The sequence below is a fragment of the Aerosakkonema sp. BLCC-F183 genome (genome assembly GCF_041929145.1).
Classification (GTDB): Bacteria; Cyanobacteriota; Cyanobacteriia; order Cyanobacteriales; family Aerosakkonemataceae; genus Aerosakkonema.
Window position 1 is genome coordinate 21,218 of the sequence record NZ_JBHFNU010000034.1, and the last position, 24,325, is coordinate 45,542.

Consider the following 24,325-nt stretch of genomic DNA (forward strand, 5'->3'; position numbering starts at 1 on the left):
AATTACTGATGAAAAGCTCCTCAAGCCCAACTCTACAGATTTCCTACCCTGGCGATCGCCGCTGGCGCGATCGCCAACCAAGTAGGTACGCGCTCAAGTGGCGGCACAACCAGCTGTTAGTCAGCCTTGCCAAAGACGACAAACAGCGGTATTTGCCCGATCTCGACGATGAGCGATCGCTTGCAGAATGCTTGCAACACTCGCCCGTGCGACTTGTCCGCATAGATCCGAGTTTGGGTGAAACAAAATTAAGACTTTGGGCAGATGCGTGCTGGCAAGCTCACAAACCAGTATTTCTGCGCTTACCTTCTACCTCCGAACTGCCGGGAAAACGAAACCCGCTCAGTTGGTCGCTCAAGCGGCTATTTGACTGGTGCATGGCGGCAATACTGCTGTTAGTCTTCAGTCCAGTCATGCTGGGGTTAGTTTTGCTGATGCAAAGAGATTCTGCTGGGCCGATTTTATCCCGGCAGTGGCGTGTGGGAGAGCGGGGTAAGTTGTTCCGCATCCTCAAGTTTCGCACGACAGCAGAGAAGGAAGATGGTGTAGTGGCGATCGCACCCCTAGCGCGTTGGATGCTCAAGTACAACTTGGATAAACTGCCCCAGTTGTTCAACGTCCTGCGAGGTGAGATGAGTTTGGTGGGGCCACGACCTTATAATTTACACGATGCAGCGCGGATCGGCCCAGAAGGTTTGCGACGGCTGAATGCGCTACCGGGAATTGCAGGAGATTGGTTAGTGCAAGCAAGAGCGAATTGGCGAGATTTGGAAGCGCTAAATTACCGCGATTTGGAATACTTACGCAGTTGGTCTATCTGGCGAGATTTGAAAATCTTACCTTTGACAATGATCAAAGTTTTCTCCAGCTTTAGCGCTTACTAATCCACACAAAAACTCTTTAGCAAACCCTTATGCGTTTCCAACCGCCCGTACCAATTCGCAATCTGCTCAAAGCGACAAAGTTCTGGCAAGAAAACTATATTATTCTGCGAGAATTCAAATATTTTCGTCGGGTGGCAGTTTTGGCTCTGCTGTTCACGTTTATAGCAGCAGTATTAGAGGCATTTGGCGTTGGGTTCCTTTTAGCATTTTTGCAAAGTTTGACCGATCCGAACGCAGCACCAATTCAAACAGGCATTGAGTGGTTCGATGTTTGGATATTGGGGGTAAATGCTTCTGTTGCCGAGCGGCTTTATCGCATATCTGCCTTGATTTTATTTATGACCCTGTTACGTACAGGGTTTACTTATTTGGGGCAGGTTTACAGCGAGATTTGCAACCAAAGTCTGGCAGACAGCCTACGCAGACGGCTGTTTGAACAGTTACAAGGACTGAGCCTGAGTTACTTTGCCAAAACTCGTTCGGGAGAATTAGTTAATAGCATCACCTCCGAAAATTACCAGCTTACCCAGGCTTTCGGTGTATTTTCTTATTTAGTCACCAGAACTTCTACCCTGTTGGCTTATGTGGTATCGATGTTTTTGCTGTCTTGGCAGCTGACGATCGTTTCCATTATGTTGTTCGGTCTGCTGTCGGCTGGCATAACAACGCTGCTAGGAAGAGTACGAGAAGCCAGTTTTGAACGATCGATCGCCAGCGGCTGGTTTACCTCGGTGGCGTTGGAATTTATCAACGGGATTCGCACAGTTCAGGCATTTGCAACTCAGGATTTTGAAAGAAAACGGTTTTACAATGCCAGTTCGGAGTTGAAGAAAGCAACGGTCAAAGCGACTTCATTCCATGCTTCGGTGGAACCTCTCGCGGAAGGAGGTGCTACGGCAATTTTAGTTGGGATGTTGATTCTGGCTTTTGTGACTTTGATTCCCAATGGAGAGTTACAGCCAGCGGCATTACTGACGTTTTTATTTGTGTTATTTCGTCTCATGCCAATTATCCGTCAGGTGAATGGATGCAGAGCGCAACTGAGCAATTTTCAGGGACCGATGGAAAATATTAAAACTCTGCTCCGTACTGATGACAAACCTTATTTAGAAGATGGCGAAATCCAATTTGCTGGATTGAAGCGATCGATTGATTTTGTGGCTGTAGATTTTGGGTACGACAGCAATAATTTAGTGTTGCGCGACATCACGCTGACTATCAAGAAAGGACAGACGACGGCGCTGGTGGGTGCTTCTGGTGCTGGCAAAACCACGTTGACCGATTTAATTCCCCGATTCTACGATCCCACACAAGGTCAAATTCTGCTCGATGGCATTGACTTGCAAGAATTTGACATCAAATCGCTGCGGCGAAAGATGGCTGTTGTCAGTCAAGATACATTTATTTTCAACACTTCTGTTCGCAACAATATTGCTTACGGTACTGAAGATGCCGATGAAGCTGCGATTTGGGAAGTGGCGAGATTGGCGAATGCGATCGATTTTATTCTCGAATTGCCGGAAGGCTTCGATACGCAGTTGGGAGATAGGGGAGTTCGCTTATCTGGAGGTCAGCGTCAACGGATTGCGATCGCTCGTGCTTTGCTTCGCGATCCAGAAATTTTGATTCTGGATGAAGCAACGAGTGCTTTGGATTCTGTGTCTGAGCGATTAATTCAGGAGTCGTTGGAAAAGCTGTCTGTAGGTCGAACGGTGATTGCGATCGCGCATCGACTTTCGACAATTGTTCGCGCCGATAAAGTAGTCGTACTGGAACAAGGACGCATTGTAGAACAGGGTACTTATCAAGAATTGCTGCAACAGCGCGGCAAACTTTGGAAATATCACCAAATGCAGCATGAATTAGGTCAAGCAAGCTAATGCCGCTACGCGAAAGTCAAAAGTCAAAAGTCAAAAATATTTTCAGCGTCGCGCATTTAAATTGTTTCAATCTGGTCGGTTACTTCTGCTGTGCTGCACTGTATTCGCAAGGGAGATAAATGTAGAAAAATGAGCGCTGACAATCATCCCAAGGTTTCCGTTGTTATTCCTGCATACAATGCAATGCGCTATCTTCCAGCCACCTTGGATAGCGTTTTTAATCAGACTTACACCGATTTTGAAATTTTGATTATCGATGATGGCAGTAAGGATGAAACTGTAGAGTGGGTTGCTCAGATAACAGACCCCCGCGTGAAATTGATTTCACAACAAAACAAAGGTGTATCTGAAGCGCGTAACGCGGGTATTGCTAATGCTAGAGGCGAATACATAGCATTGTTAGATGCTGACGACCTGTGGGAACCAACTAAATTAGAAAAACAAGTACGCTGTTTGGAAGATAATCCCGCCGTAGGTCTGGTCTACACATGGGTAAAGTATGCTGATGAAGAAGGTAATCCCACAGAAAAAGTACAAACTGCCTATGTAGATGGCGATGTATTGAAGCATATTCTGCAAAGCAACATCCTTTGTTGTGCAAGTACACCTATGGTGCGCCGCAGCTGCTTTGAAGATGTGGGAGTATTCGATTCAAAGTTAAGCGGTGTAGCCGATTGGGATATGTGGATTCGCATCGCTTCTCGTTACTTATTTGGATTAATCAAAGAACCTTTGGTTCGCTACAGACAGCATACGAACAATATGTCCAATAATTGCCAAGCGATGTTGCTAGATTTTCGCAAAGTGATAGAGCGATCGTTTGCATCTGTTCCATCCAATCTACAATACCTAAAAAACAGAGCCTACGGTCATGCCTATCTCTACATGGCTTGGAAATACTTGTTTCATAAAGATCTCAAAAATGCCATTGATTTAAATCGGCAAGCTATTGCACACTACCCGCAACTATTTTTTTCTAAAAGCTATATCCGCCAGAGTTTGATATTGGCAGCGATGCGGAGATTTGGCCCACAGGGTTACACGAAAATGCGCGATTCCTTAAAGCAACTAATATCGAACAAACAGCCTTCGTTGGGAAATAACTAATTTCATAGCAACCGATGAAAGTCAAAAGTCAAAAGTCAAAAGTCAAAAGTCAGAAGGGTAATGGGGGAACCGTTATCTGTAATTTATTCTGCGTTTCTGCTCTGCCGCTCCTCCCTCTTATTTTTGACTTTTAAATTTTAACTTTTGACTTCTTTTCCCTCTTATTTTTGACTTTTGACTTTTGACTTTTGACTTTTTTTAGCTTCGCCCATGTCTAATTCTCCTACAAAAGGTTTTCACCTGCGTCTCCAACCAGCACAAGCTTGGATGGTGATTATCGGGTTTATCCTTTTTACAGCACTTTGCATACTGGTGCGTGCTGGACGCATCGTCAATCTGACTTTTCCAGCGGGAACTTTTGCCGTTGGGCTTTTCCTTTATTTGCGATACCCTATCCTCTACTTGGGTTTTACCTGGTGGATATGGTTCCTCACACCTTGGGTGCGCCGTTTAGCAGATTATCAAAGCGGTTGGACAGATCCCAGTCCCATTCTGCTGTCGCCGTATTTAGTGACATTGGTTACTATTATTACCTTTGTGCGATACTTTCCCAAATCGTACCGGCAGGGTGGCTTACCTTTTATTATGTGCGTTTTCGGTTCATTTTACGGCTTTCTTGTCGGAGTGGTTAACGCCTCAATCGCAGGCGCTATCCTCAGTTATTTGGGTTGGATAACTCCTATTCTTTTCGGATTCCACTTATTTGTACACTGGCGAGATTATCCCAAGCTTAAGCAGAATATTCAACGCACTTTTCTGTGGGGCGTGTTACTGACTGGAGGCTACGGAGTAGTGCAATATTTAGTAGCGCCTGAGTGGGATAAATACTGGCTTAACAATGCAGGTACAGTAGTCTTCGGTACTCCCGAACCTTTGGGAATTCGCGTATTTAGTACGATGAACTCGCCCCAACCTTTTGCCGTCGTGATGATGGCAGGTTTAATACTGTTATTTACTAACAAAACGCCTTTAACTTTTCCTGCGGCTGCATTTGGCTACTTATCTTTTTTGCTATCTTTAGCACGTTCTGCTTGGTTAGGCTGGTTGATGGGGTTAGTTGTCTTCGTTCCATCTTTAAAGCCGCGTCTGCAAATGCGGTTAGTCATTACCATTCTAATCATGGCATTGTTTGTCATTCCGCTCACAACAATTGAGCCTTTTTCTGATGCGATCAATTCCCGGATTGAATCACTGACTAATACTAAAAATGATGCCAGTTACAATGCCAGAGCAGAAGGCTACAATGAAGCGATGGGTCTAGCTGTTTCTGAGTTTATTGGTAGGGGAGTGGGAAGTTCATTAAATATCGGCGGTGATTTTGGCAGCTACGATAGCGGCGTTTTGATTATGTTGTTCGCGTTGGGTTGGTTTGGAACTATACCTTACCTCGGCGGACTTCTCCTACTTTTTTTCAATATATTCGAGAGTTCTGAGGCAAGCTTCGATCCGGTTTTTAGTGGGGCTCGCGCTATTGCGATCGCCGTTTTTGCACAGATTGGTTTGAACAGCGTACAACTGGGTATTTTCGGTGTAGTTATGTGGGGATTTCTTGGCATTGCTATGGCAGCGCGTAAATACTACAGCCATCAAAAAGAAGCTCATACTTTTGGTATAAAAAAAGATAGCTTTAATCGATTAAACACTACTTGAGTTAGATGTAAAACTAGCAAATTTAAGGTTAGGATAGCGAAAGTTAAAAACGAAATAATTACGGTGCGTTACGATAAAAGCCTAACGTTACCAACAGAGGTGCAATCTCTCAAAAGTCAAACAAAAGTGAAAATTGTAGCTCGCGTTAATCGTTATGAAACAACCTGCATCGATCGTTTGCTGCACACCTTTTTGGGGAGACAATTGGAAATGGTTTGCGCCTGAACTCGATCGAGAGCAACTGCGCTGGTATTTTTATGCCGATAAATCGCGGGGAGAACTCGAAAGGTATCTGCGAACTTCTGTGTTCCGCACTTGTCTAGAAGCTGTTCGTTGTGCAAAGCAACAGCAAGCTGACCTGTTATTCACCCATAACCCGCGACTATCATTGTGGTGCGTTTTGTTTGCCACCTTGCTAGGAGTACAAACAAATCATATTGCCTATTCCTTTAATTTTCACAACCTGCCGCACGGTTTGAGGTATCACTTGTATAAATGGGCTTGCAAAAAAATTAGCAAGTTTGTCGTTTATTCACAGTGGGAAAAGGAATTCTACAGCGAATATTTCGATATACCGCCAGAACGGATCGAAATGCGCTTTTGGAGTATGGCTGTACCTCAAATTGAGCCAGAAGAACCTTTAGAAACAGGGGATTATATTTGTGCGATCGGTGGCAATGCGCGAGATTACGAAACGCTGATGGCAGCGATGGCAAAACTGCCGGATATCAAAATGGTGATTGTAGTTAGACCGCATAACTTAAAAAATCTGAGCGTTCCACCGAATGTGAAAGCTTTGGTAAATATTGCCGAATCCCAGGCGATGAATATCCTCAAATATTCGCGTTTTATGGTGTTACCGCTCAAAGGTTCGGAAGTACCTTGCGGTCATATTACGCTTGTGGCGGCAATGCACCTTGGCAAAGCATTTATCATCACAAATTCGATTGGTGTGAGCGATTATGTGCTTCCCGATCGCAATGCCATCACCTGCGAAGCATTTTCGCCCGATGCTTTAGCAAAAGCGATTCGCAATTTGTGGAACGATCCTGCCAAATGTCAGCAACTCGGTGAAAATGGCAGGCAGTTTGCACAAAAATATTGTGCGTCAGATTTGGGTCGGCAGCATTTGCAGCGTTTGCTTTTTGATTTTTTGAACGCAGATGAAAGCAGATGCACGCAGATGCACGCAGATAAATTTCCCATTTCAAATTAGGATTATGAAAATTCTATTTTTAGACCAAAGCGGAAAACCGGGCGGTGCGGAACTGTGCCTGCTAGATATTGCTAAACCTTACCGAGATAGCTGTTTAGTTGGATTGTTTGCAGATGGTTCTTTCAGATATTTGTTAGAACAGCACAATATCCCGGTTGAAGTTTTAGCAAAGGAACCGATCGCAGTCCGCAAAGAAAGCAATTTGGCACAAGGGTTAAAAAGTTTTGGCAACCTCGCACCTTTAATTGCTAAGGTAGTTCGTCTCAGTCGCGATCGCGATTTAATTTACGCCAACACTCAGAAAGCTTTAGTCGTGGGTGCGATCGCTAGTTTTATCGCACGTCGTCCGCTCGTCTATCACCTGCATGACATTATTTCTCCGGAACATTTTAGCCAAACGAACATTCGCATTATTGTGACGCTGGCTAATCGTTTGGCATCATTAGTAATCGCCAATTCTCAAGCTACTCAAGCAGCTTTTATCGCCGCTGGAGGACGACGAGAAATAACCCAAGTTGTCTACAACGGGTTTACGCCTGAACTCTATAAAAACCGCGATGCCGACATTGCAGAAGCTAAACAGCGATTGGGAATGAATGGGCGATTTTTAGTCGGTCAATTCAGCCGACTTTCGCCTTGGAAAGGACAGCATATCTTGCTGCAATCGCTAAAACAATGTCCGGAAGATGTCGCAGCTATTTTAGTAGGTGATGCTTTATTTGGGGAAGAGGATTATGTCAAAGATTTACACGAAAAAGTGGCAGCAATGGGGTTGGAAAACCGAGTTAAATTTTTAGGATTTCAATCGGATATTGTGCCATTGATGAAAGCCTGTGACTTAGTTGCCCATACTTCAACAGCACCAGAACCTTTCGGCAGAGTGATTGTGGAAGCGATGCTGTGCGAACGTCCTGTTGTTGCGGCTAAAGCTGGAGGTGCGATCGAATTAATCGCAACAAATAAGACGGGATGGCTAGTTCCGCCGGGAGATGCGATCGCATTGGCAGATGCGATCGTCGCTTGTCGCGATCGGCCAGAAAATGCCGCTACCATTGCTCGCAACGCACAAATTGAAGCCAGCGAACGCTTTAATTTAACAGCCATAAATAAACAGATTTCGCAACTATTATCCGGAATTATTAAAACTTAATTGAAAAACTTAAATAGATGTTTCAAAAGCAGGTTTATATGAATAAAATACTGAAATTATGGATAAGGCGCTACAAATTTTTAACATTGGCTTTGTTAAGTGCGATCGCTCTAACCAGTACTGTTCTATTTTTACCAAAAGCGGAAACACAACCAGAACAAGCCCGCAGTGCAGATTCTTTCGTTGATTCGATCGGCGTTGTCGTACATCTAAATTATGCAGATACTGCTTATGCGAGATACGACGACATCATCAAACCCCGCCTGCAAGAGTTAGGAATTCGCCATATTCGAGACGGCGTAGCGCTAGGAGATACCGCCACTCAGCAAAAGTTTCTCGACTTAGCAACAATCGGCATCAAATCGATTTTGGTGATGGACCCGCGCTACGGCCAAACTGTCGAAGATGCCGTCAATATTGCCAAAATTATGGCCAATTCTATTGAGGGAGTAGAGGGTGCAAATGAATGGGATCTACATACCGATCTTCAATACAAAGGACAAAACTTTCCTGATGGAGTTCGCACTTACCAAGCGGAACTTTATGCAGCAATTAAAGCAGATTCTGCGATCGGCAATCTCGATGTTTTGGGCCCATCAATAGCCTTTGCAGAGAACGCTGTCAAGCTGGGAACTGTTGCTTGCGACATCGGTACTATGCACAGTTACCCAGGTTGGGGACAGCCTAGTTGGGAATTAGATAATCGGTGGATACCCGCGACCAGAATTATGTGCGGCGATAAGCCGATCGTTGCTACTGAGTCCGGTTACCACAACGCGATTAACGAACAATCTGGATTTGGAGTTTCAGAAAAAGCTTCTGCCAAATACTTACCCCGCTTGTTTTTGGAATATTTCAATCGCGGCATTAAACGCGCCTACAGTTATGAATTAATCGATCAAAAACCGAATCCCGAAGCAAATAATTCTCAACTTCACTATGGTTTGTTGCGGTATGATGGTTCGCCGAAACCTGCCTTCATTGCCGTAAAAAACCTGATTTCACTTTTGCAAGACTCAGGAGATAGCTTTGAGATCGGATCGTTAGACTATAGTCTGAGTGGGGACACAACTGACGTGCATCACACGCTTTTGCAAAAACGCGATGGCAAATTTTATCTGATTTTATGGCAAGAAGTTGCCAGCTTTAATAAGCCAACCAATGCAGATGTTGATGTACCCAGTCGAAAAGTGACTTTAACCTTAAATACTGCCATAAAAAATGCAACTACTTACCAACCGATCGAGTCAGTTAATCCCCTTAAAAAATCCGACAATCCCAAACAACTGAAACTAAAAATTCCAGACGCTCCCATTGTCGTTGAGTTAATACCTGTTTGAACAAAACGCAAATACTCAATTTAAAGAGATAAAACTATGACATCAAACAACAATTCTGTGAGTTTATTTCTCCCTTCCCTGACAGGCGGCGGTGCCGAACGGGTGATGCTGCACCTAGCGCGGGGTCTTGCAGCGCGGGGTTTGCACATTGACTTGGTATTGCAAAACGCTGAGGGGCCATACCTGAAAAAAGTGCCGATCGAAGTGCGGGTAATAGACCTGAAATCCCCCGATATCCTGTCTAAAACCCTTGCTTTGCGGCGCTATTTGCAGCAAGAACGACCCCAGGTGCTGCTATCGGCGCTAGACAACGTTAACGCGGGAAAATGGGCGCAACGTCTGGCTGGCGTATCCACGCGGGTAGTGTTAAGCGTGCATAATCACCTTTCCCACTACTTGCAGGGTGACACTGGGATCGCAGGCAAAATTAGGCCGCACCTGTTGCGCTATTTTTATCGATCGGCTGATGGAATTGTCGCCGTATCGCAAGGCGTGGCGGAGGATTTGGCGGATATGACCGGGTTGCCATTAGAAAAAATCCAAGTTATTTACAATCCAGTCATAATGCCAGAAGTTTTTGAGAAGGCAAAAGCACCAATAAATCACCCTTGGTTTGCGCCGGGAGAACCGCCTGTACTGTTAGGAGTGGGACGACTTGTTAACCAAAAAGATTTTCCGACTTTGATTCGCGCTTTTGCACAAGTTCGACAGGAACGTGCAGTCAGATTGATGATTTTGGGTGAGGGAGAAAAGCGATCGCAATTGGAAAGTTTGGTGCGCGAATTAAGATTAGAAAATGATGTCGCTTTACCCGGATTTGTCGAAAATCCTTATGCTTATATGGCGAAGTCAGCAGGATTTGTGCTTTCCTCTGAAGCTGAGGGATTGCCTACAGTAATGATTGAAGCAATGGCAACAGGAACTCCGGTAGTTTCTACAGATTGTCCCAGCGGCCCTGCGGAGATTTTAGAAAATGGTAAGTATGGCTATTTAGTGCCAGTTGGAGATGCGGAAGCTCTTGCCCACGCAATTTTAGCAACCCTGAACGAGCCAATAGACTCGAAAATTTTGCAACAGCGAGCCAGAGATTTTTCAGTAGATAAAGCAGTCGATCGCTATTTAGAAGTTTTGCAAAGCGTCGGAGCCAGAAACTAGAAAGTCAAAAGTCAAAAGTCAAAAGTCAAAAATCAAAAAAAACCTTCAACCTGACTGCGAGCATAGGTAAAAAAATGCAAACAGCATCGAAAACTCAACATCCTCAAACCGAATCGATCGCCAACGCTTCCTTGCGAATTTTGCACGTACTCAACGACGTTCGTCAATTGGGAAACGGCATCATCAATGCAGCGATAGATATTGCCTGTGGACAAGCGCAAGCAGGACACACCGTAGCGATAGCTTCTGCTGGCGGCGAGTATGAAGATTTACTAGAAAGGTTTGGCATATCTCACTACAAATTAGATCAAAAACGCAGACCTGTATCGCTATTTCGAGCCGCAAAACGCTTCCAAGATATCGTCAAAGAATTTCGCCCAGATATCGTTCACTGTCATATGATGACAGGAATATTGCTGGCGCGATTTCTGCGCGGTTCGGCAAATTATCGTCTTGTAGCGCATATTCAGAACGTGCATCAACGCAGCTCGGTACTGATGGGTTTGGCGGAAAGGGTAATTCCTGTTAGTGATGCCGTAGCTGAATATATGTCTCGCCTCGGTGTTCCGAAAAATAAGATGCGAGTGGTGCGGAATTTAACTTTAGGAAGTCCGAGATTACCTTCTTTAGATAGTTGCACTCCCGCACCTTTGCAACAACCTGCGATCGTCACTGTAGCAGGAATGTTTAAACGCAAGGGTATTGCCGAGTTGATAAGTGCTTTTGCACAAGTGGCGAAGCGTTTTCCTACAGCGCATTTGTATCTAGTTGGCGATGGTGACGATCGCGCTAATTTTGAAACTCAAGCGGCGGCGTCATCCGTCGCAAGTCAGATTCACTTTGAAGGTTTTCAAAGCAATCCCAAACCTTATTTGTTAGCGGCGGAAGTATTTGTGTTAGCTTCGCATCGGGATTCTTGTCCGCTGGTGATATCGGAAGCACGAGCTGCTGGTTGTGCGATCGTGGCTAGCAATGCAGACGGTATCCCAGAGCAATTAGATTACGGAAAATCCGGGATTCTTGTCCCGCCAGGAGATGTTCCGGCTCTCGCTAATGCGATCGAATCAATATTAGCTAGTTCCGCAGAACGAGATAAATGGAAGCAAGCAGCTCAACAAAACTTGGAGCGATTCTCTGTGGCTAATATGGTGGAGGAAATTTCTGCTGTTTATGATGAGCTTTTGGGAGATGGTAAAACTGCACAAAAAGTTTCTCTGATGTAAACCTCACTCTTACCTAACCGACGATATGAAATTCAACAACCAATTCTACGAATTAAGCGCACGACTTGTTGACTTCCTACCCAAAGGAAAACGCACAACTAGAAGAATTTTATATCGGTTGTGGAATAGTTACCCAAGTTGGGACCCGTGGATATTAAAAGATGGGGATATCTATCGCCTCTTCTATTTAGGAGGAGCGAGTCAGCTAGTGCACTGGTGGATGAACGGCACTATTTACGGTGCGATTTCCACAGATATGAAAACTTGGCAAGATGTGGGAGCTTTACTTGAGGTAAACCCTGCCAATTCATGGGAATCTGGACGAATGCTTGCCGGTTCTGCGTACAAAGAGGATGGTGTTTATTACCTCTTTTATTCAGCCGCAGGTAAGGGATTGGAAATAATGAATGAAGGCATTGGTTTGGCAACATCTGTTGATGGGTTACATTGGGAGCGATCGTCAAACTGCGAACTTGTCAAACCAGATGACAATCATCGTTGGTACGGACAGTTCAAACGCCAGATGGGTTATGACGAGTACGACCATTATCAGTGGCGCGATCCTTATGTTGTTAAGGATCGGGAAACAGGCAAATACTATATGTTTATTTGCGCTTATTTGAAGGAAGGAGGAGAAGGAAAATATCGCGGTTGTGTTGGTGTAGCGGTAGCGGACAAAATTGGTGGGCCTTACGAACTATTACCACCCGCTGCTACACCGTTTGTGGAGGGAACAAAAGCATCGCCATTTTATGAAATGGAAAGACCGCAAGTGATTTACAGAAATGGCAAATATCACCTGTTTTTCTCTTGTTGGACTATGTGGCTAAACCCAAGCTGGGTACAGAAAGTGGGTAAAGACAAAATTACCGATTCTACACTTTACTGGTATGTTTCCGATCGCATAACTGGGCCTTACGAACCTGTGAGCGCAAAACCGATCGTCAAAGGTAGCGATCGCACTGGCATATATGGTACAAACTTCTTTCCCGCACCGGATAATCCAGAAGAATTCATTGCCTATGGCTGGTATTACAGACGCATGACATTAGCCATTAAACCAGAAGTTCGCGTTTGTTGGCATAATGACTCAATTGAGATTGTTAATTTACCTCAATCGCAGCGCAATTCTAACAATCAACCTGTCATACTAAGCGAGGTTCGATAACCGTTAATTTCCCAACTTGCGGAAATCCAAGTGGAAATGGTGCGTTACGCTAGCGCTAACGCACCCTACAATTGATTTAAAGTTTGATAACTATTTGTAAGCCGCTAAAAGCTGAGAAAAAACTAAAACAGCCTTCTCTATTATCGTAAAACTCATCTACTGCTTGACGCGCACCCAGACAAAAGTCATGTCCGTAGTCTTCGTAGATGATAACGCCGCCATGATTTAGCTTGGGATAGATTTTTTCGGAAACAAATTTTACAGCACGATAGGAGTCGCAATCTACATAAACTAGAGAAAATTGGTTTTCAGGAATGGCATCAATTGTGTCAGCGAAATCGCCTTTAACGAGATGTACGTTTTCGTAATTATCGAATATTTTTTTGACTTCTTCGTAGTTAACAAAGTGGCTATCGTTCCAAAACTTATCTACCGCTAGGTCTTCTTTGGGAAATTCCTCGAACGCATCGCATAAATATATTTGTTTATTGAAATGAAGCCGCTTCGCAATCTCGCTGATAATCAAACCTGAATGCCCCTTATAGGAGCCAAATTCAGCTATGGCTCCTTCTACTTTTTTGGTTTGCAGTAATAGTTGATAAAGGTCGTAAGCATCGGTAACCTCGCACTTGCGCTCAACCTTTGTTAAGGAGAATTCGTATATATCATCAATCAGACCGTCATCAAAGATTGAAGACACATAGGAAGTGCCAAGATTATCGTAAATGTCTTTATCCTTGCTGAGAGCCCGATAGGAATCTAAGATGCGAATTTTGAAAATAAATTCGCTTTGTCGAAATTCGGGGTGACTCAGCACTATTTGGAGCGATTTTTTCACATCGGCGTTAGACATAAAGCACGATACAAAGACTGTCTCTTGGTAAGGTGCTTTCACATCTCTTAAGTCTTTAATCTTTTCAATCCGGCTGTCTGAGGTAGGTTGCAAACTAGAGTCTTCCTCATTCACGTCCAAAACAAGAATGCGTAGCTTTTCTGTATCGGCAGCACTTGCCAGCAAATTTTGCTGAACCTCTTGAGACAATTGGCCAGAGCCAAGCAGAACGATACAATTTACTCCCTTGGCTATATTTTTAAGGATTTCGCCTATAATAAATTTCACCCATTGGGTATCGGAAAATGAAGTCATCCCCCGCACATACTTGCTTTCTTCAAGGGAGGCAAATTTATGCTTAAATTCTCTAAAGGGTCTTAATAACTTGGATTTTTTCAACAAGTCTAAATCGCTGCTTGACATGGAAACACCTAGACAAATCTAAAAAAAATAGCCGATACAAGCTGTTTTATGAGAATCAAAAAAGTTGATTTTTGATTCCCTAAATTCGGGTTTGATTCGGAATATTACGTTTGCAAAAACATGATTACAATTTTAAATCTAAAACAGGAAATTATCTCTCTCGCCAGACGTATTTAGATGACTGACAAACAATCCCAACTCTACAAGCTGCGCTTCTCATCCGCACATTGCTCGATCAGGTCTACCACAGCTTTGTAATTGCGTTCTCCATTAAATAGGCGTTCTGCTCGATCGCGACTTGCGATTCCCATTGCGACAAGACGATCGGGATTATTTGCCAAAGATGAAACTGCTTGTGCGATCGCACTTGGGTTGTTTGGCGGTACCAAAAGTCCAGTCACCCCGTCCTCCACTTGCTCTGGTATCGCTCCCACGTTCGTCGCCACTACCGGCAAACCAGATGCCATCGCCTCCATAACTACAAATGGAATAAAATCTCCCAATGTTGGAAAAATGAACAAATCGGCATCTGCGAATAATTGCCGCAGCAAGGGACTGTTCGGCGTCAAACCGCGATGTAGGCGCACAGATTCTGCCGAGGTAACGATTTCGTCTTTGGTAACTATATCTAACGTACAGCGATCGCGTAATCCAGATCGAAACGCTTCCAATAAAACGTAACCGCCTTTGCGTTCAAAATCTCCACCCACAAACAAAAGTTTCAACGGCTGATTTTTGCCTACCTGTTTTACAGTCGGACGCCACTGATTGAGATCCAATCCCGGTAGAATTGTCGTCACTTTTTCAGATGCAATGTTGTAATCTCGAACAAGACTGTTTTTCGCCCAATCGGACATCGCAACGATCGTCGCCGCATTTTCATACATCCTTCGGAACCATTCAAACTTGAGGCGATCGAATAACTTATTTGGTGCATCGTACTTATATGCTGCTCCCATTCTCACCAAGTCGATGGGTGTGCAATCGAGGGAAAGAATTGTGGGAATGCGCCGCATCATTCCCAAACTCAGCAGTGCTGTCACCGGCGTATGGTAAAACAAACAATCGAGAGCGTTCTTTTGCACAGCAGCGCGTACTAAATCCCTTGCTCGCAAGCTCAACCTTAAGGTGTGACCGGGCAATTTTTGCCAAATGTCGTCGCTTTGAAATGGTACTGGCATCCAAGTCGGTTCGATGCTGGGATTGTGGCGCAGCGATCGCTCCAAATTTTGTGCGTGGGTGACGTGACCCATATACCATTCTATGACTAAGCCGATCCGGTAGTTGGCAACTCTACTTTCGACAGGGGAGACAATATTCTGCACGCGAACAACCTCTATTAATTTCAGTCTCGAATGAGCGGTAAGTCTCTAAAATTTGTGCAACGCTTTGACTGGGCGGATTATCCCAAGCAACAGCAAATCCTTCCCATTAAAACTTATATATCAGTTGCTGATATCCATCTTTGGAGCTATTCTAGTAGGTGTATTACCGTTGACATAGTTTAAACACAACTTCATAATTCCGCCAATTTGATGAAGTTTACGTTAAAACGCTGAGCTAGTCATTGCAGCAGAGTTTAATGGCAATACAATTTGAATAACTGGAAAGTTTTAAGGACTAATTACCGTGAATTTACTTATCGTCGCATTACTGGGTGCTTATTTCCTAACAAGTATATATTTTTTCAGAAACTGGCTAAAATTCTTCAAGCGTTCTCCCAGATTATCTCCAGAGGATTGGTTCCTATCTCTGGCAATCTTGCTGATAGTAACTATTTCATGGCCTGTTGTTGTACCGATCTCTTTTATCGCTGCCGTTAGTTCATCACTGATTGAGCAAGTGTTTTCCACTACAACTGAAAGTAAAAACAAGCACAAAGATACTGCGGCAGCTTCAACAAGATTGGACGCAGACGAAACATTAATATCTTTAATTAATGCAGAGTTAGGAATAATTGATTGAGCGTCGATCGAGCCTAATCCGAATATTATTTCGATACCAGCGCGATCGCGCTGGTTTTTTTGCGTGCGGAAACGTTGTAGATTAGACATCTCCTCCAAAAGAATCTCAAAGGGCAGGCAGGATGCCTACCCCACAAGAATTTTTGGAGATGTCTATTATTGATTGAGACGACGGGGTGCAGGTAAAATACGTAGAACTTAGGCAAATAAACTCGGTTTCTAGGCAAAATCGTGGGTTTCAGAGTAGGTGTACGGTATGAGTAGATCTATACAGCGATCGTGGATAGGTTTAGCGATCGGTTCTTTGGGATTTTGGTTATTTCCTACGGTTTTGACGGCAATTCCAGCTTATAGTGCCGATCGCGTTGCAGTTTTTTACGGCCCTTTGGAATTTACCCTTTCCGTTGACGCTTTGGAAACCTTTGTTAAGGAAGGTAAAATTACTGACGAACTTACACCCTACGCTGGCAGCATTAAGCCAGAAAGTCAAGCGCAACTGCGAGAAATTCTGCAACAACGCTTTGAAGCGAATCCCACTCTCATCTCGCAGTTTACCAGCGCACAGCTAGGTAAAACCGTGCTGGAGCGTATGGGGAAAGTGCTGCTGACGGAAACTGGCGAAAATGGCGCGACTGCTTTGCGTGCGGCTTTAATTTCAGCTGCTGGCGACGCGCAAGGTTTGAGTTTGCTAAATCTGCTTCGCAAGTTTCCCGATCGCACCATCCGGGTTAATTTAAATTTAGGTTTGCAAATTACCGCACAATTCTCAGAATTTACTAAATATAGAGATGCGATCGTCAAGGTAATCGAACAAGAAGCTGCAACGGAGGCGGAAACTGCGGCGAAAGTTGACTTTTCCCAACAGCCGGATTTACGGAAAGCTGGAACTTTTCAATGGGAACAACAAACCATAACTCTCAATGATACTGTGCGCGATCGCACTTTAACTTTCGATCTTTATCTGCCTCAAGCAAACAATCGCGTCAGCGTTCAGCAAGCTGCTCCTGTAATTGTAATCTCTCACGGTGCGGCTGGAAACCGCAGTAGTTTTGCTTATTTAGCTCAACATCTCGCATCCCACGGCTTTGCAGTCGCTGCGATCGATCACCCAGGCGATAACACCAAACTGTTTGAACAATTTTTCAGCGGATTAACAGGTTCTCCTCAACCAATAGAATTAGTCAATAGATCTTTAGAGATAACATTTGTTCTCGACGAACTGGAACGTCGCGCACAATCAGACCCCACATTAAAAGGTAGATTAAATCTACAGCAAGTCGGTGCGATCGGTCAATCTTTAGGCGGTTATACAAGTTTGGCATTAGCAGGTGCAAAGATTAATTTCCCCCAACTGCAAAAAGATTGCAACACCGACCAATTTTTGAACTTATCCCTATTAGTTCAGTGCGACGTCGCTAGATTACCTAATTCAAATTATAGTTTACAAGACGAACGGATTAAAGCAGTCTTTGCTATCAATCCTTTAACTAGCTCGGTTTTCGGACAAAGCGGTTTAAGTCAAATAAAAGTACCCGTCATGCTAGTTGCTGGCACCGACGATATTTTCACCCCCGCAGTTACAGAACAAATACAACCTTTTACCTGGCTGACTGCGCCGGAAAAGTATTTAGTTTTGCTCGAAAACGCCACGCATTTTACTACTATTGCCAAAAGCAGAGATGAGAGAAGCGTGCTACCTATTCCGCCGGAATTGGTTGGCCCCGATCCGGATCTCGCTAGACCGTATATTAATGCGTTGAGTACCGCTTTCTTTAAAAATTACTTGACAAATGCGTCAGAATATCGTGCTTATTTGAGCCCTGCTTATACGCGATCGATTACCCAAGAACCGTTTAAGCTTACTCTCGTACAGTCACTCACAGCAGATCAAATAAATCGAGCAATTGAGAGCGTTACTCCCAAGCAAGCTTCTCAACCGTAAAAAACATCAAAAAAGGTCGATCGAGTACAGGTACGTTGTTGCGCTTCAGCGCTCTGAGTAGCCAATCAATTTGTAGGTTGAGTTAATGTTACGAGCTAAGCATCCTTTCTTAAAAAGACCAAACACTTATTTACCAGGCAGAGAACCAAACTGCCAACAAACCTACCGTTGGCTATTGTGCCTAGCTTATAAGCTCAAACAAGACAAAAGTAAAGAATTTTCAATTGAACAAATGCAGCCGGACTGGTTAGAAACCAAATCTCAAAAATGGCGCTATCGCATTTTAGTAGGAATTATATCTGGACTTGCGATCGCGCTAATTTATGCACTCGGTACCGGGTTAATTGGCGCAACTATAGGCGGGCTAACTTACGGGTTAATTTTGGCGATGACGAAAGAAGTATATTTAGTCCCAAAAATGAGGTTCTCGATTAAATTTGCTAAATTTGCTTTATGGGAATCACTTAAACAATCGCTGTGGTGGGGATTTATATATGGTTTTATTGATGCGATAATTTGCTGGTTTATTTGGGGTATTCCAGGATTTATTATAGGAATGGTGCAAGTAATAATTTGGGGCTTAGTTGAAGGAATAATTTGGGGATGTTGGGAACCGGAATTTACAAAAGAAAATAGTAGCGATCGCGGAATTCGCGAATCGGCTATCAATGCAGTAATTTTTACCGTAATAGGTGGCATACTTTGGTTAGGATTTTATCTACTCTACCTGTGGGCTGTGCGGGAACCTTTGGAACCCCTAAGCATAGCGCTTGATACCATAAGTAATGGATTATTTTTTACTATTTATATGGGTGGTTTCACCTGCCTACAGCATTTCCTTCTGCGCTCGATTTTGGCAGTAGATGGTGCTATTCCTTGGAACTATGCTAAATTCCTCGATTATGCTACTAAACAGGGATTTTTGGAGCGAGAAGGTGGACGATTTTCGTTCAAATACGATCTGTTAGAAAATGCGATCGATGTCAAAATTAGATAACTCAGCTTATTAATTGATAAAATTGTCAACTTCTGCTGGCTATCATAAAGCTATTACTATTGCGGAAATCCGTTATGTTAAAGTACAAATCGTGGGAATGCTTGCCCCCAGCCGAGTGCCTACCCGACTCTGACGATACACCTGTGGATAACGAACTGCAAGACTTAATTCCTCACCTGCTGAAAACAATACTAGCTTTTGCGTGGGCAAACCGCTGGGATTGGTTTTTTGGAGTGGATATGGGAATTTACTATGACTCCAAAGAATCCCCCATAGCGCCAGATGGTTTTCTCAGCTTAGGAGTAGAGCGGTTTATTGATGAAGAACTCCGCTCATCTTATGTACTTTGGGAAGAAAATTATATAGCGCCCATTTTCGTGCTAGAAGTCATATCCCATAAACCAGGAGGGGAATATAAGCGGAAAAAAGATATCTATGCCAAAATGGGAGTTTTGTACTATGCAATTTACAATCCCCTGCGTCGCCAACAACCACGTTTGGAAGTGCGTCATTTAGTGAATGGTTCGTATAATTTGCTGTCGGGAAATCCCATTTGGCTACCTGAAATTGGTTTGGGAATTGGCAGAGAAAGGGGAACGTTTCAGGGAATCACGCGAGAATGGTTGTACTGGTACAACGAACAAGGACAAAGATTGCTAACACCGGAGGAACAACTAACCGAAGCCGATCGACGCGCCGCCGAAGCCGATCGACGCGCTCAGAGGTTAGCAGAACGATTGCGAAATGCTGGAATAGAACCTGATTTGTAGAAAACGCAAGTTACCAGTTTTTGAGGTGACAATAAAAACTTATCTAATCGTAGGGTGGGTTAGGCACGGGCGATAATTTCAGAATTTTCAAGCAATAATTAACTTCCCGTGCCGTAACCCACCGCTCGCACTAGCAACTTGTGTTACTATCATCTCAAAAACCCATCAAATAAAAAGCTGATTAAAGTTTGGATTTGAAAAGCAGCTGCAATCTAAAACCATCAACTTCTGCTAGTGATCGTAAAGCTATTAGTATTGGGGAAATCCGTCATGTTAAAGTACAAATCGTGCAAACACTTGCCACCAGCCGAAGAACTAGACTACTCTGACGATACACCTGCCAATCACGAACTGCAAGATTTAATTCCCTACCTGCTGAAAACGATACTGGCTTTGGCGTGGGCAAATCGCTGGGATTGGTTCTTCGGAGTGGATATGAGAATTTTCCACGACCCCGAAGAATCTGCCATTATTCCAGATGGTTTTCTCAGCTTAGGAGTAGAGCGGTTTATTGATGAAAGACTCCGCTCTTGTTATGTACTTTGGGAAGAAAATGATATAGTCCCTATTTTAGTGCTAGAAGTTGTAACTAAAGTGTCAGGCGAGGAATATATCGCGAAGAAGGAAACCTATGTGGAAATGGGAGTTTTGTACTATGTAATTTACAATATCCTCAGTCGCAGAAGACCACCCCTGGAAGTATATCGTTTAGTGGATGGTTCATATCAATTGCAGTCGGAAAATCCCGTTTGGTTACCTGAAATTGGTTTGGGAATTGGCAGAGAAAGAGGAACATTTCAGGGAATTACGCGAGAGTGGTTGTATTGGTACAACGAACAAGGACAAAGATTGCTAACACCGGAGGAAAAACTAATCGAAGCGGAACGACGCGCCGAGAGGTTGGCAGAACAATTGCGAAATGCTGGAATAGAACCGGATTTGTAATATTGACGATCGCCTAAAACTTGTTAACGGTTTTCCGTAGCGTAGCAATGGCGCTGTGTTTGGATCGCCCAAACAACGAGTGAAAACACTGTTCGATCGCTCATCCAAAAGTGGTAGACTAAAACATAAATTTATGGTAATGCTCCTCCACTCCGCCAATTATGACTCAGCCGAATCTTCTGGAACTTGCCAAACAGGGAGATGCAAGTGCGATCGCTACCCTGATGAACCGCAAATTGCAGAACCTGTTCAGCAAGAATGAGGTTGATTTATTTTGATACAACAAAATCATCAAACATCGTGAAAGTGAAATAAAGATGACAGAATTTGGTCTGAAAGCAACTGTTAATATTGACTCTGGCGGGATGGAAGTTAATCAAATTGAGATACGTTCTCGCTTATCATTCAGCCACCTTAAGGCATCTGCTCACCTAGCGAGATTGAGCTATGAAATAGAAGCTGCTGATGATGGTAAACATTCGACAGAATCATTTTATGTACATAGGGCTTATGTAATTGGTTCTATCATTACTGCCACCTCGTATCTGGAGGCAAGTATAAACGAATGTTTGGCAGCGCTCAAAGAAGGTGATAGCTCTATAAAATTGAGTGCTGATGCTGCGGCACTAATGAAGATAATGTGGGAAGATATAGATTTGAAGAAGAAAATCCTAGAAAAATACCAAATTGTTCTTACTTTGACTGAAAATGAATTTGACACAGGAAAAGAGCCTTACGAGTCTACATCCTACCTTATTAAACTACGCAATGCTATAGTCCATTACAAACCTGAGTGGGTTGGTACTGGAGACAGTGATGAAAACACATTTAGTGAGAAGTTGAGGAAAAAGCTAGAGAACAAAATCAAAAAACTCAACCCATTGGCAGGTGCAGGAGATTGCGCCTTCTTCCCGCACAAGTGTTTGGGGTATGGTTGCGCTAAATGGGCAGTTGAAACCAGTATAAAATTCACTGATGAGTTCTTCTCAAAAATGGGTTTACCTTCTAACCTAAATGAGAATGTTCGCTCTGAAATGAGTTTACCAGAAATACCTTTGCAACACTGATTCGGAATTTGGAACTGACAAAAGTTAATTAATTTCATTGTAGGTATACACTATGACACAACCAAATTTTTGGGAATCGCTTACAAAATCAGCAGCCGAGTTGGGAGAAAATATCGGCAATGCTGCATCACAAGCAACTCAAGCTGTAACGGGTATGGTAACGGGAAGTGAAAGCCAAGGGTTAGATCTTGCTAAAGTTCCAGAAAGCGATCGCATTTATTTCTACGGTGCTTTATTTGCTATTGCAACAGCCGATGGTTCCCTCGATAAAGAAGAAATGGATCTGATTTTTGGCATCATGGATTTAGAGGGAATGTCTGAATCTGCCAAACGCAAAGTACAATCTTATATTATCGAACCCCCACCTTTAGAGGAATGCCTAGAAGCGCTATCAACGGCAGATGAAAAATTGCGCTTTGGCTTAATGGTTAATTTGATAGATACGGCTTTGGCAAATGGTGAAATCGATCTTAATGAAAAAAAAGCGATTAAGTTAGCCCAAGTGGAATTAAGCGTAACAACTCAACAGGTAGAAGCAATTAAAAAATTTGTGATAGAAATGCGGAAAATACGCGATCGCGGTTTAGATGACAACCAAGCTGCCGATGCTGCGAAAACTGCTGCTGCTGGACTTTCTGCCGTTGGTGTTCCTATTGCAGCCGTTTATTTTTCTGGTTCCGTGATAGGATTAAGTGCAGCCGGAATTACATCAGGATTAGCAGCACTTGGATTAGGATTTGGTATGGTTCCCGGTATTGGCGTTGCCGTTCTTTTAGGTGCGGGTATTTTTTGGGGAGTCACCACACTTTTAGATACAGGAGGTACACGCGCCAAAGAAGAAGAAATGCGGAAAAGAGAACGCAAAGCAGAATTAGTAATTCAAAACCTGCAAGGCGCACTCAATCAGTTAATACAAAGAATTGATAATTTGCAAAAAGCTGCTGCTGATGCGGAAACTAATCGCGAAGCCATTCGGATTTTAACTGAAAAAATGCGCTATCTTCAGCAATTACTTGCTAAACGGAAACAAGCAGAAATTTAAGTATTAGGTACGTTGTTGGGCTGGATTCGCTCAAGCTGAACAGAAACCCGGTTTCTCAGCCCAGAAACCCGGTTTCTCTAAGAAACCGGGTTTCTAAAACCACAACAGAGAGTTTAAAATGATTAGCGATCGCTTTGTTGCCGAATTAAGATCTGTCCTGCAAGCACAGCATCATATCCTACACAAACTTGATGTTACAGTCACAGATATAGAAGAAAAGTTAGCCGATGTTTCCCAGCAATCTCAAGATATTCAAGAACTTGAGAAAATGATGGCAGAGTTGGAAGCATCGATCGATTTTCTCGATGCAGATGACTTCAGCGATTTTAATGCTGATGAGATTTTACAATTGTACGATCGCCGTCGCGCAGCAGTCAATCGAGAATTAGTAAAAATCGGTTTCAAAGATTGGGATAGTTTTGTCAGACAGTGCCAAATCTACGCACTTCAGCAACAACTCGATCCGCTTGCACCTTATGAAGCTTTTTTAACAGAAGCAGACTTGAAAAAGCTGCAAAATGAATCCTACGATGCACAGTACGCCTGGGATAAATGGGATTATATTTTCGTTGGCGCTAGTGGCGTTTTGGCAGCACTAACCGATTTTATGCTAGTCAAAATTCCCGCTACAATGACTAGCGGCGAATACAGCGGACAAATCGGCAGTCCTCTCACAGCATGGCTAAAGCAATACAATATTAAAAAAGCCGATGATTGGTTTGCACAATGGGCGAGATATCTAGAAGAAGTCTGCAAAGTTCCTTACGATGATCGGAAACTTATTGCAGGAATGTACCCCCAATCACACCGCTTTCAATCATTAGGACACGATCCCGTTTTGGGATTTATTTTTGGTGTCCTTGATATTATGCGAGGAACCATCACGGGTTTTTCCTACGATAAGCTTACTGGTATGCACAATTTAGATATTAAATTTGTGCAAAATAGCCAACCTGTCGGACTAATCGAAGCTATTTTAAAACAAATCGGGCATTTAATTTCTGATGTTGCAACGCCGATGGGATTACCCGCACCATTTATGACTTTAGTGCAAGGAATCAATGCTGGTAGCTTTGGCGAAAAAGGTCGGACTCTGGGAGAATTATCGCGATGGATGTATTTAAATGGCTATGATTTTCGCCATTTTTTAGTTTCGGGAATTACGCCAGCGGTAATAGAAATTGTCCTGAGAGGATATATCATGTTAAGGCACTATTCCGAACATGGCGAAACGAAATTTATTTTAAATGACCATCCCAAATATCGTTCTATGTTGCTGGTAGCGCATAGTATTGCTGCTTTGGGAAATGCAGGTAAAATTGCACTCATGCAAGGTAATCCCTTAGCTTTCAATTTAGCAGAATGGATGGCTTTGATTCGGTATCTTTTACCCAGCGTTAAGTATTGGGTGTTTGACGAACATCGCCTGCGCCTAGAACACATGGAGCGAATTAACGAAGCTGGTTGGAATGAACTATTGCAAAATAGTGAAAAAATTGTGGAAATTATTGCTAGTGAATCTTCTGCGATCGATCTCGTACACTTGCCAGCTTTGTGTTAAAAATTGCCA

Annotated in this window: 20 protein-coding genes; 17 read left to right on the top strand and 3 right to left on the bottom strand. The window is 43.4% G+C overall.

What is annotated here, in order from left to right; genetic code table 11:
- The first annotated feature begins 8 nt into the window (after positions 1–8).
- The 10 genes from hepC (at position 9) to ACE1CD_RS08790 (ending at position 12,773) form a co-directional block, all read left to right on the top strand.
- A complete protein-coding gene (gene hepC / locus ACE1CD_RS08745) occupies positions 9–884 on the top strand; it encodes a heterocyst development glycosyltransferase HepC (protein ID WP_374823247.1) in 876 nt (291 codons plus the stop codon).
- 29 nt (positions 885–913) lie between these two features.
- The gene (gene hepA / locus ACE1CD_RS08750) at positions 914–2,764 is read left to right on the top strand and encodes a heterocyst formation ABC transporter subunit HepA (RefSeq protein WP_374823250.1); all 1,851 of its coding nucleotides are present in this window, start codon (positions 914–916) and stop codon (positions 2,762–2,764) included.
- Positions 2,765–2,893: 129 nt separating this feature from the next.
- A complete protein-coding gene (locus tag ACE1CD_RS08755) occupies positions 2,894–3,871 on the top strand; it encodes a glycosyltransferase family 2 protein (protein ID WP_374823253.1) in 978 nt (325 codons plus the stop codon).
- A gap of 210 nt (positions 3,872–4,081) precedes the next feature.
- The gene (locus ACE1CD_RS08760) at positions 4,082–5,521 is read left to right on the top strand and encodes an O-antigen ligase domain-containing protein (RefSeq protein WP_374790184.1); all 1,440 of its coding nucleotides are present in this window, start codon (positions 4,082–4,084) and stop codon (positions 5,519–5,521) included.
- A gap of 154 nt (positions 5,522–5,675) precedes the next feature.
- Positions 5,676–6,737 (top strand): glycosyltransferase family 4 protein, encoded by a 1,062-nt coding sequence (locus ACE1CD_RS08765; protein WP_374823256.1) that lies wholly within the window; start codon positions 5,676–5,678, stop codon positions 6,735–6,737.
- A gap of 4 nt (positions 6,738–6,741) precedes the next feature.
- Complete coding sequence (locus tag ACE1CD_RS08770; protein WP_374823259.1) at positions 6,742–7,887, top strand: glycosyltransferase; 1,146 nt, start codon at positions 6,742–6,744, stop codon at positions 7,885–7,887.
- A 38-nt stretch (positions 7,888–7,925) separates the two neighbouring features.
- Positions 7,926–9,227: a hypothetical protein gene (locus tag ACE1CD_RS08775; protein ID WP_374823262.1), complete on the top strand. Its 1,302-nt coding sequence runs from the start codon at positions 7,926–7,928 to the stop codon at positions 9,225–9,227.
- A gap of 36 nt (positions 9,228–9,263) precedes the next feature.
- Positions 9,264–10,382: a glycosyltransferase gene (locus ACE1CD_RS08780; protein ID WP_374823265.1), complete on the top strand. Its 1,119-nt coding sequence runs from the start codon at positions 9,264–9,266 to the stop codon at positions 10,380–10,382.
- Positions 10,383–10,456: 74 nt separating this feature from the next.
- Entirely contained in the window at positions 10,457–11,605 is a 1,149-nt protein-coding gene (locus ACE1CD_RS08785; RefSeq protein WP_374823268.1) for a glycosyltransferase family 4 protein, read from the top strand.
- 25 nt (positions 11,606–11,630) lie between these two features.
- Positions 11,631–12,773 carry a glycoside hydrolase family 68 protein gene (locus ACE1CD_RS08790; protein WP_374823271.1) on the top strand — a complete coding sequence of 381 codons (1,143 nt, stop codon included), beginning with the start codon at positions 11,631–11,633 and terminating at the stop codon, positions 12,771–12,773.
- A 76-nt stretch (positions 12,774–12,849) separates the two neighbouring features.
- Here ACE1CD_RS08790 and ACE1CD_RS08795 read toward each other — a convergent pair whose 3' ends face one another.
- The 3 genes from ACE1CD_RS08795 to ACE1CD_RS08805 form a co-directional block, all read right to left on the bottom strand.
- Positions 12,850–14,028 (bottom strand): TylF/MycF/NovP-related O-methyltransferase, encoded by a 1,179-nt coding sequence (locus ACE1CD_RS08795; protein WP_374823274.1) that lies wholly within the window; start codon positions 14,026–14,028, stop codon positions 12,850–12,852.
- A gap of 200 nt (positions 14,029–14,228) precedes the next feature.
- A complete protein-coding gene (locus tag ACE1CD_RS08800) occupies positions 14,229–15,353 on the bottom strand; it encodes a glycosyltransferase family 4 protein (RefSeq protein ID WP_374823277.1) in 1,125 nt (374 codons plus the stop codon).
- 336 nt (positions 15,354–15,689) lie between these two features.
- On the bottom strand, positions 15,690–16,082 hold the full coding sequence (locus ACE1CD_RS08805) for a hypothetical protein (protein ID WP_374823280.1): 393 nt from the start codon (positions 16,080–16,082) through the stop codon (positions 15,690–15,692).
- A 166-nt stretch (positions 16,083–16,248) separates the two neighbouring features.
- On the opposite strand from ACE1CD_RS08805, the gene ACE1CD_RS08810 reads away from it, so the two are divergent.
- The 7 genes from ACE1CD_RS08810 to ACE1CD_RS08840 all read left to right on the top strand — a co-directional run bounded on the left by ACE1CD_RS08810 (position 16,249) and on the right by ACE1CD_RS08840 (position 24,316).
- The gene (locus tag ACE1CD_RS08810; RefSeq protein ID WP_374823283.1) at positions 16,249–17,934 is read left to right on the top strand and encodes an alpha/beta hydrolase; all 1,686 of its coding nucleotides are present in this window, start codon (positions 16,249–16,251) and stop codon (positions 17,932–17,934) included.
- A gap of 85 nt (positions 17,935–18,019) precedes the next feature.
- A complete protein-coding gene (locus ACE1CD_RS08815; protein ID WP_374823286.1) occupies positions 18,020–18,931 on the top strand; it encodes a hypothetical protein in 912 nt (303 codons plus the stop codon).
- Between the two features lie 74 nt (positions 18,932–19,005).
- A complete protein-coding gene (locus tag ACE1CD_RS08820) occupies positions 19,006–19,701 on the top strand; it encodes a Uma2 family endonuclease (RefSeq protein ID WP_374823289.1) in 696 nt (231 codons plus the stop codon).
- A gap of 270 nt (positions 19,702–19,971) precedes the next feature.
- A complete protein-coding gene (locus ACE1CD_RS08825; protein ID WP_374823292.1) occupies positions 19,972–20,646 on the top strand; it encodes a Uma2 family endonuclease in 675 nt (224 codons plus the stop codon).
- 317 nt (positions 20,647–20,963) lie between these two features.
- On the top strand, positions 20,964–21,713 hold the full coding sequence (locus ACE1CD_RS08830) for a hypothetical protein (protein ID WP_374823295.1): 750 nt from the start codon (positions 20,964–20,966) through the stop codon (positions 21,711–21,713).
- A gap of 52 nt (positions 21,714–21,765) precedes the next feature.
- Positions 21,766–22,755 (top strand): hypothetical protein, encoded by a 990-nt coding sequence (locus tag ACE1CD_RS08835; RefSeq protein ID WP_374823298.1) that lies wholly within the window; start codon positions 21,766–21,768, stop codon positions 22,753–22,755.
- 118 nt (positions 22,756–22,873) lie between these two features.
- Positions 22,874–24,316, top strand: a complete 1,443-nt coding sequence (locus ACE1CD_RS08840; protein WP_374823301.1) for a hypothetical protein — start codon at positions 22,874–22,876, stop codon at positions 24,314–24,316.
- Positions 24,317–24,325: the final 9 nt, after the last annotated feature.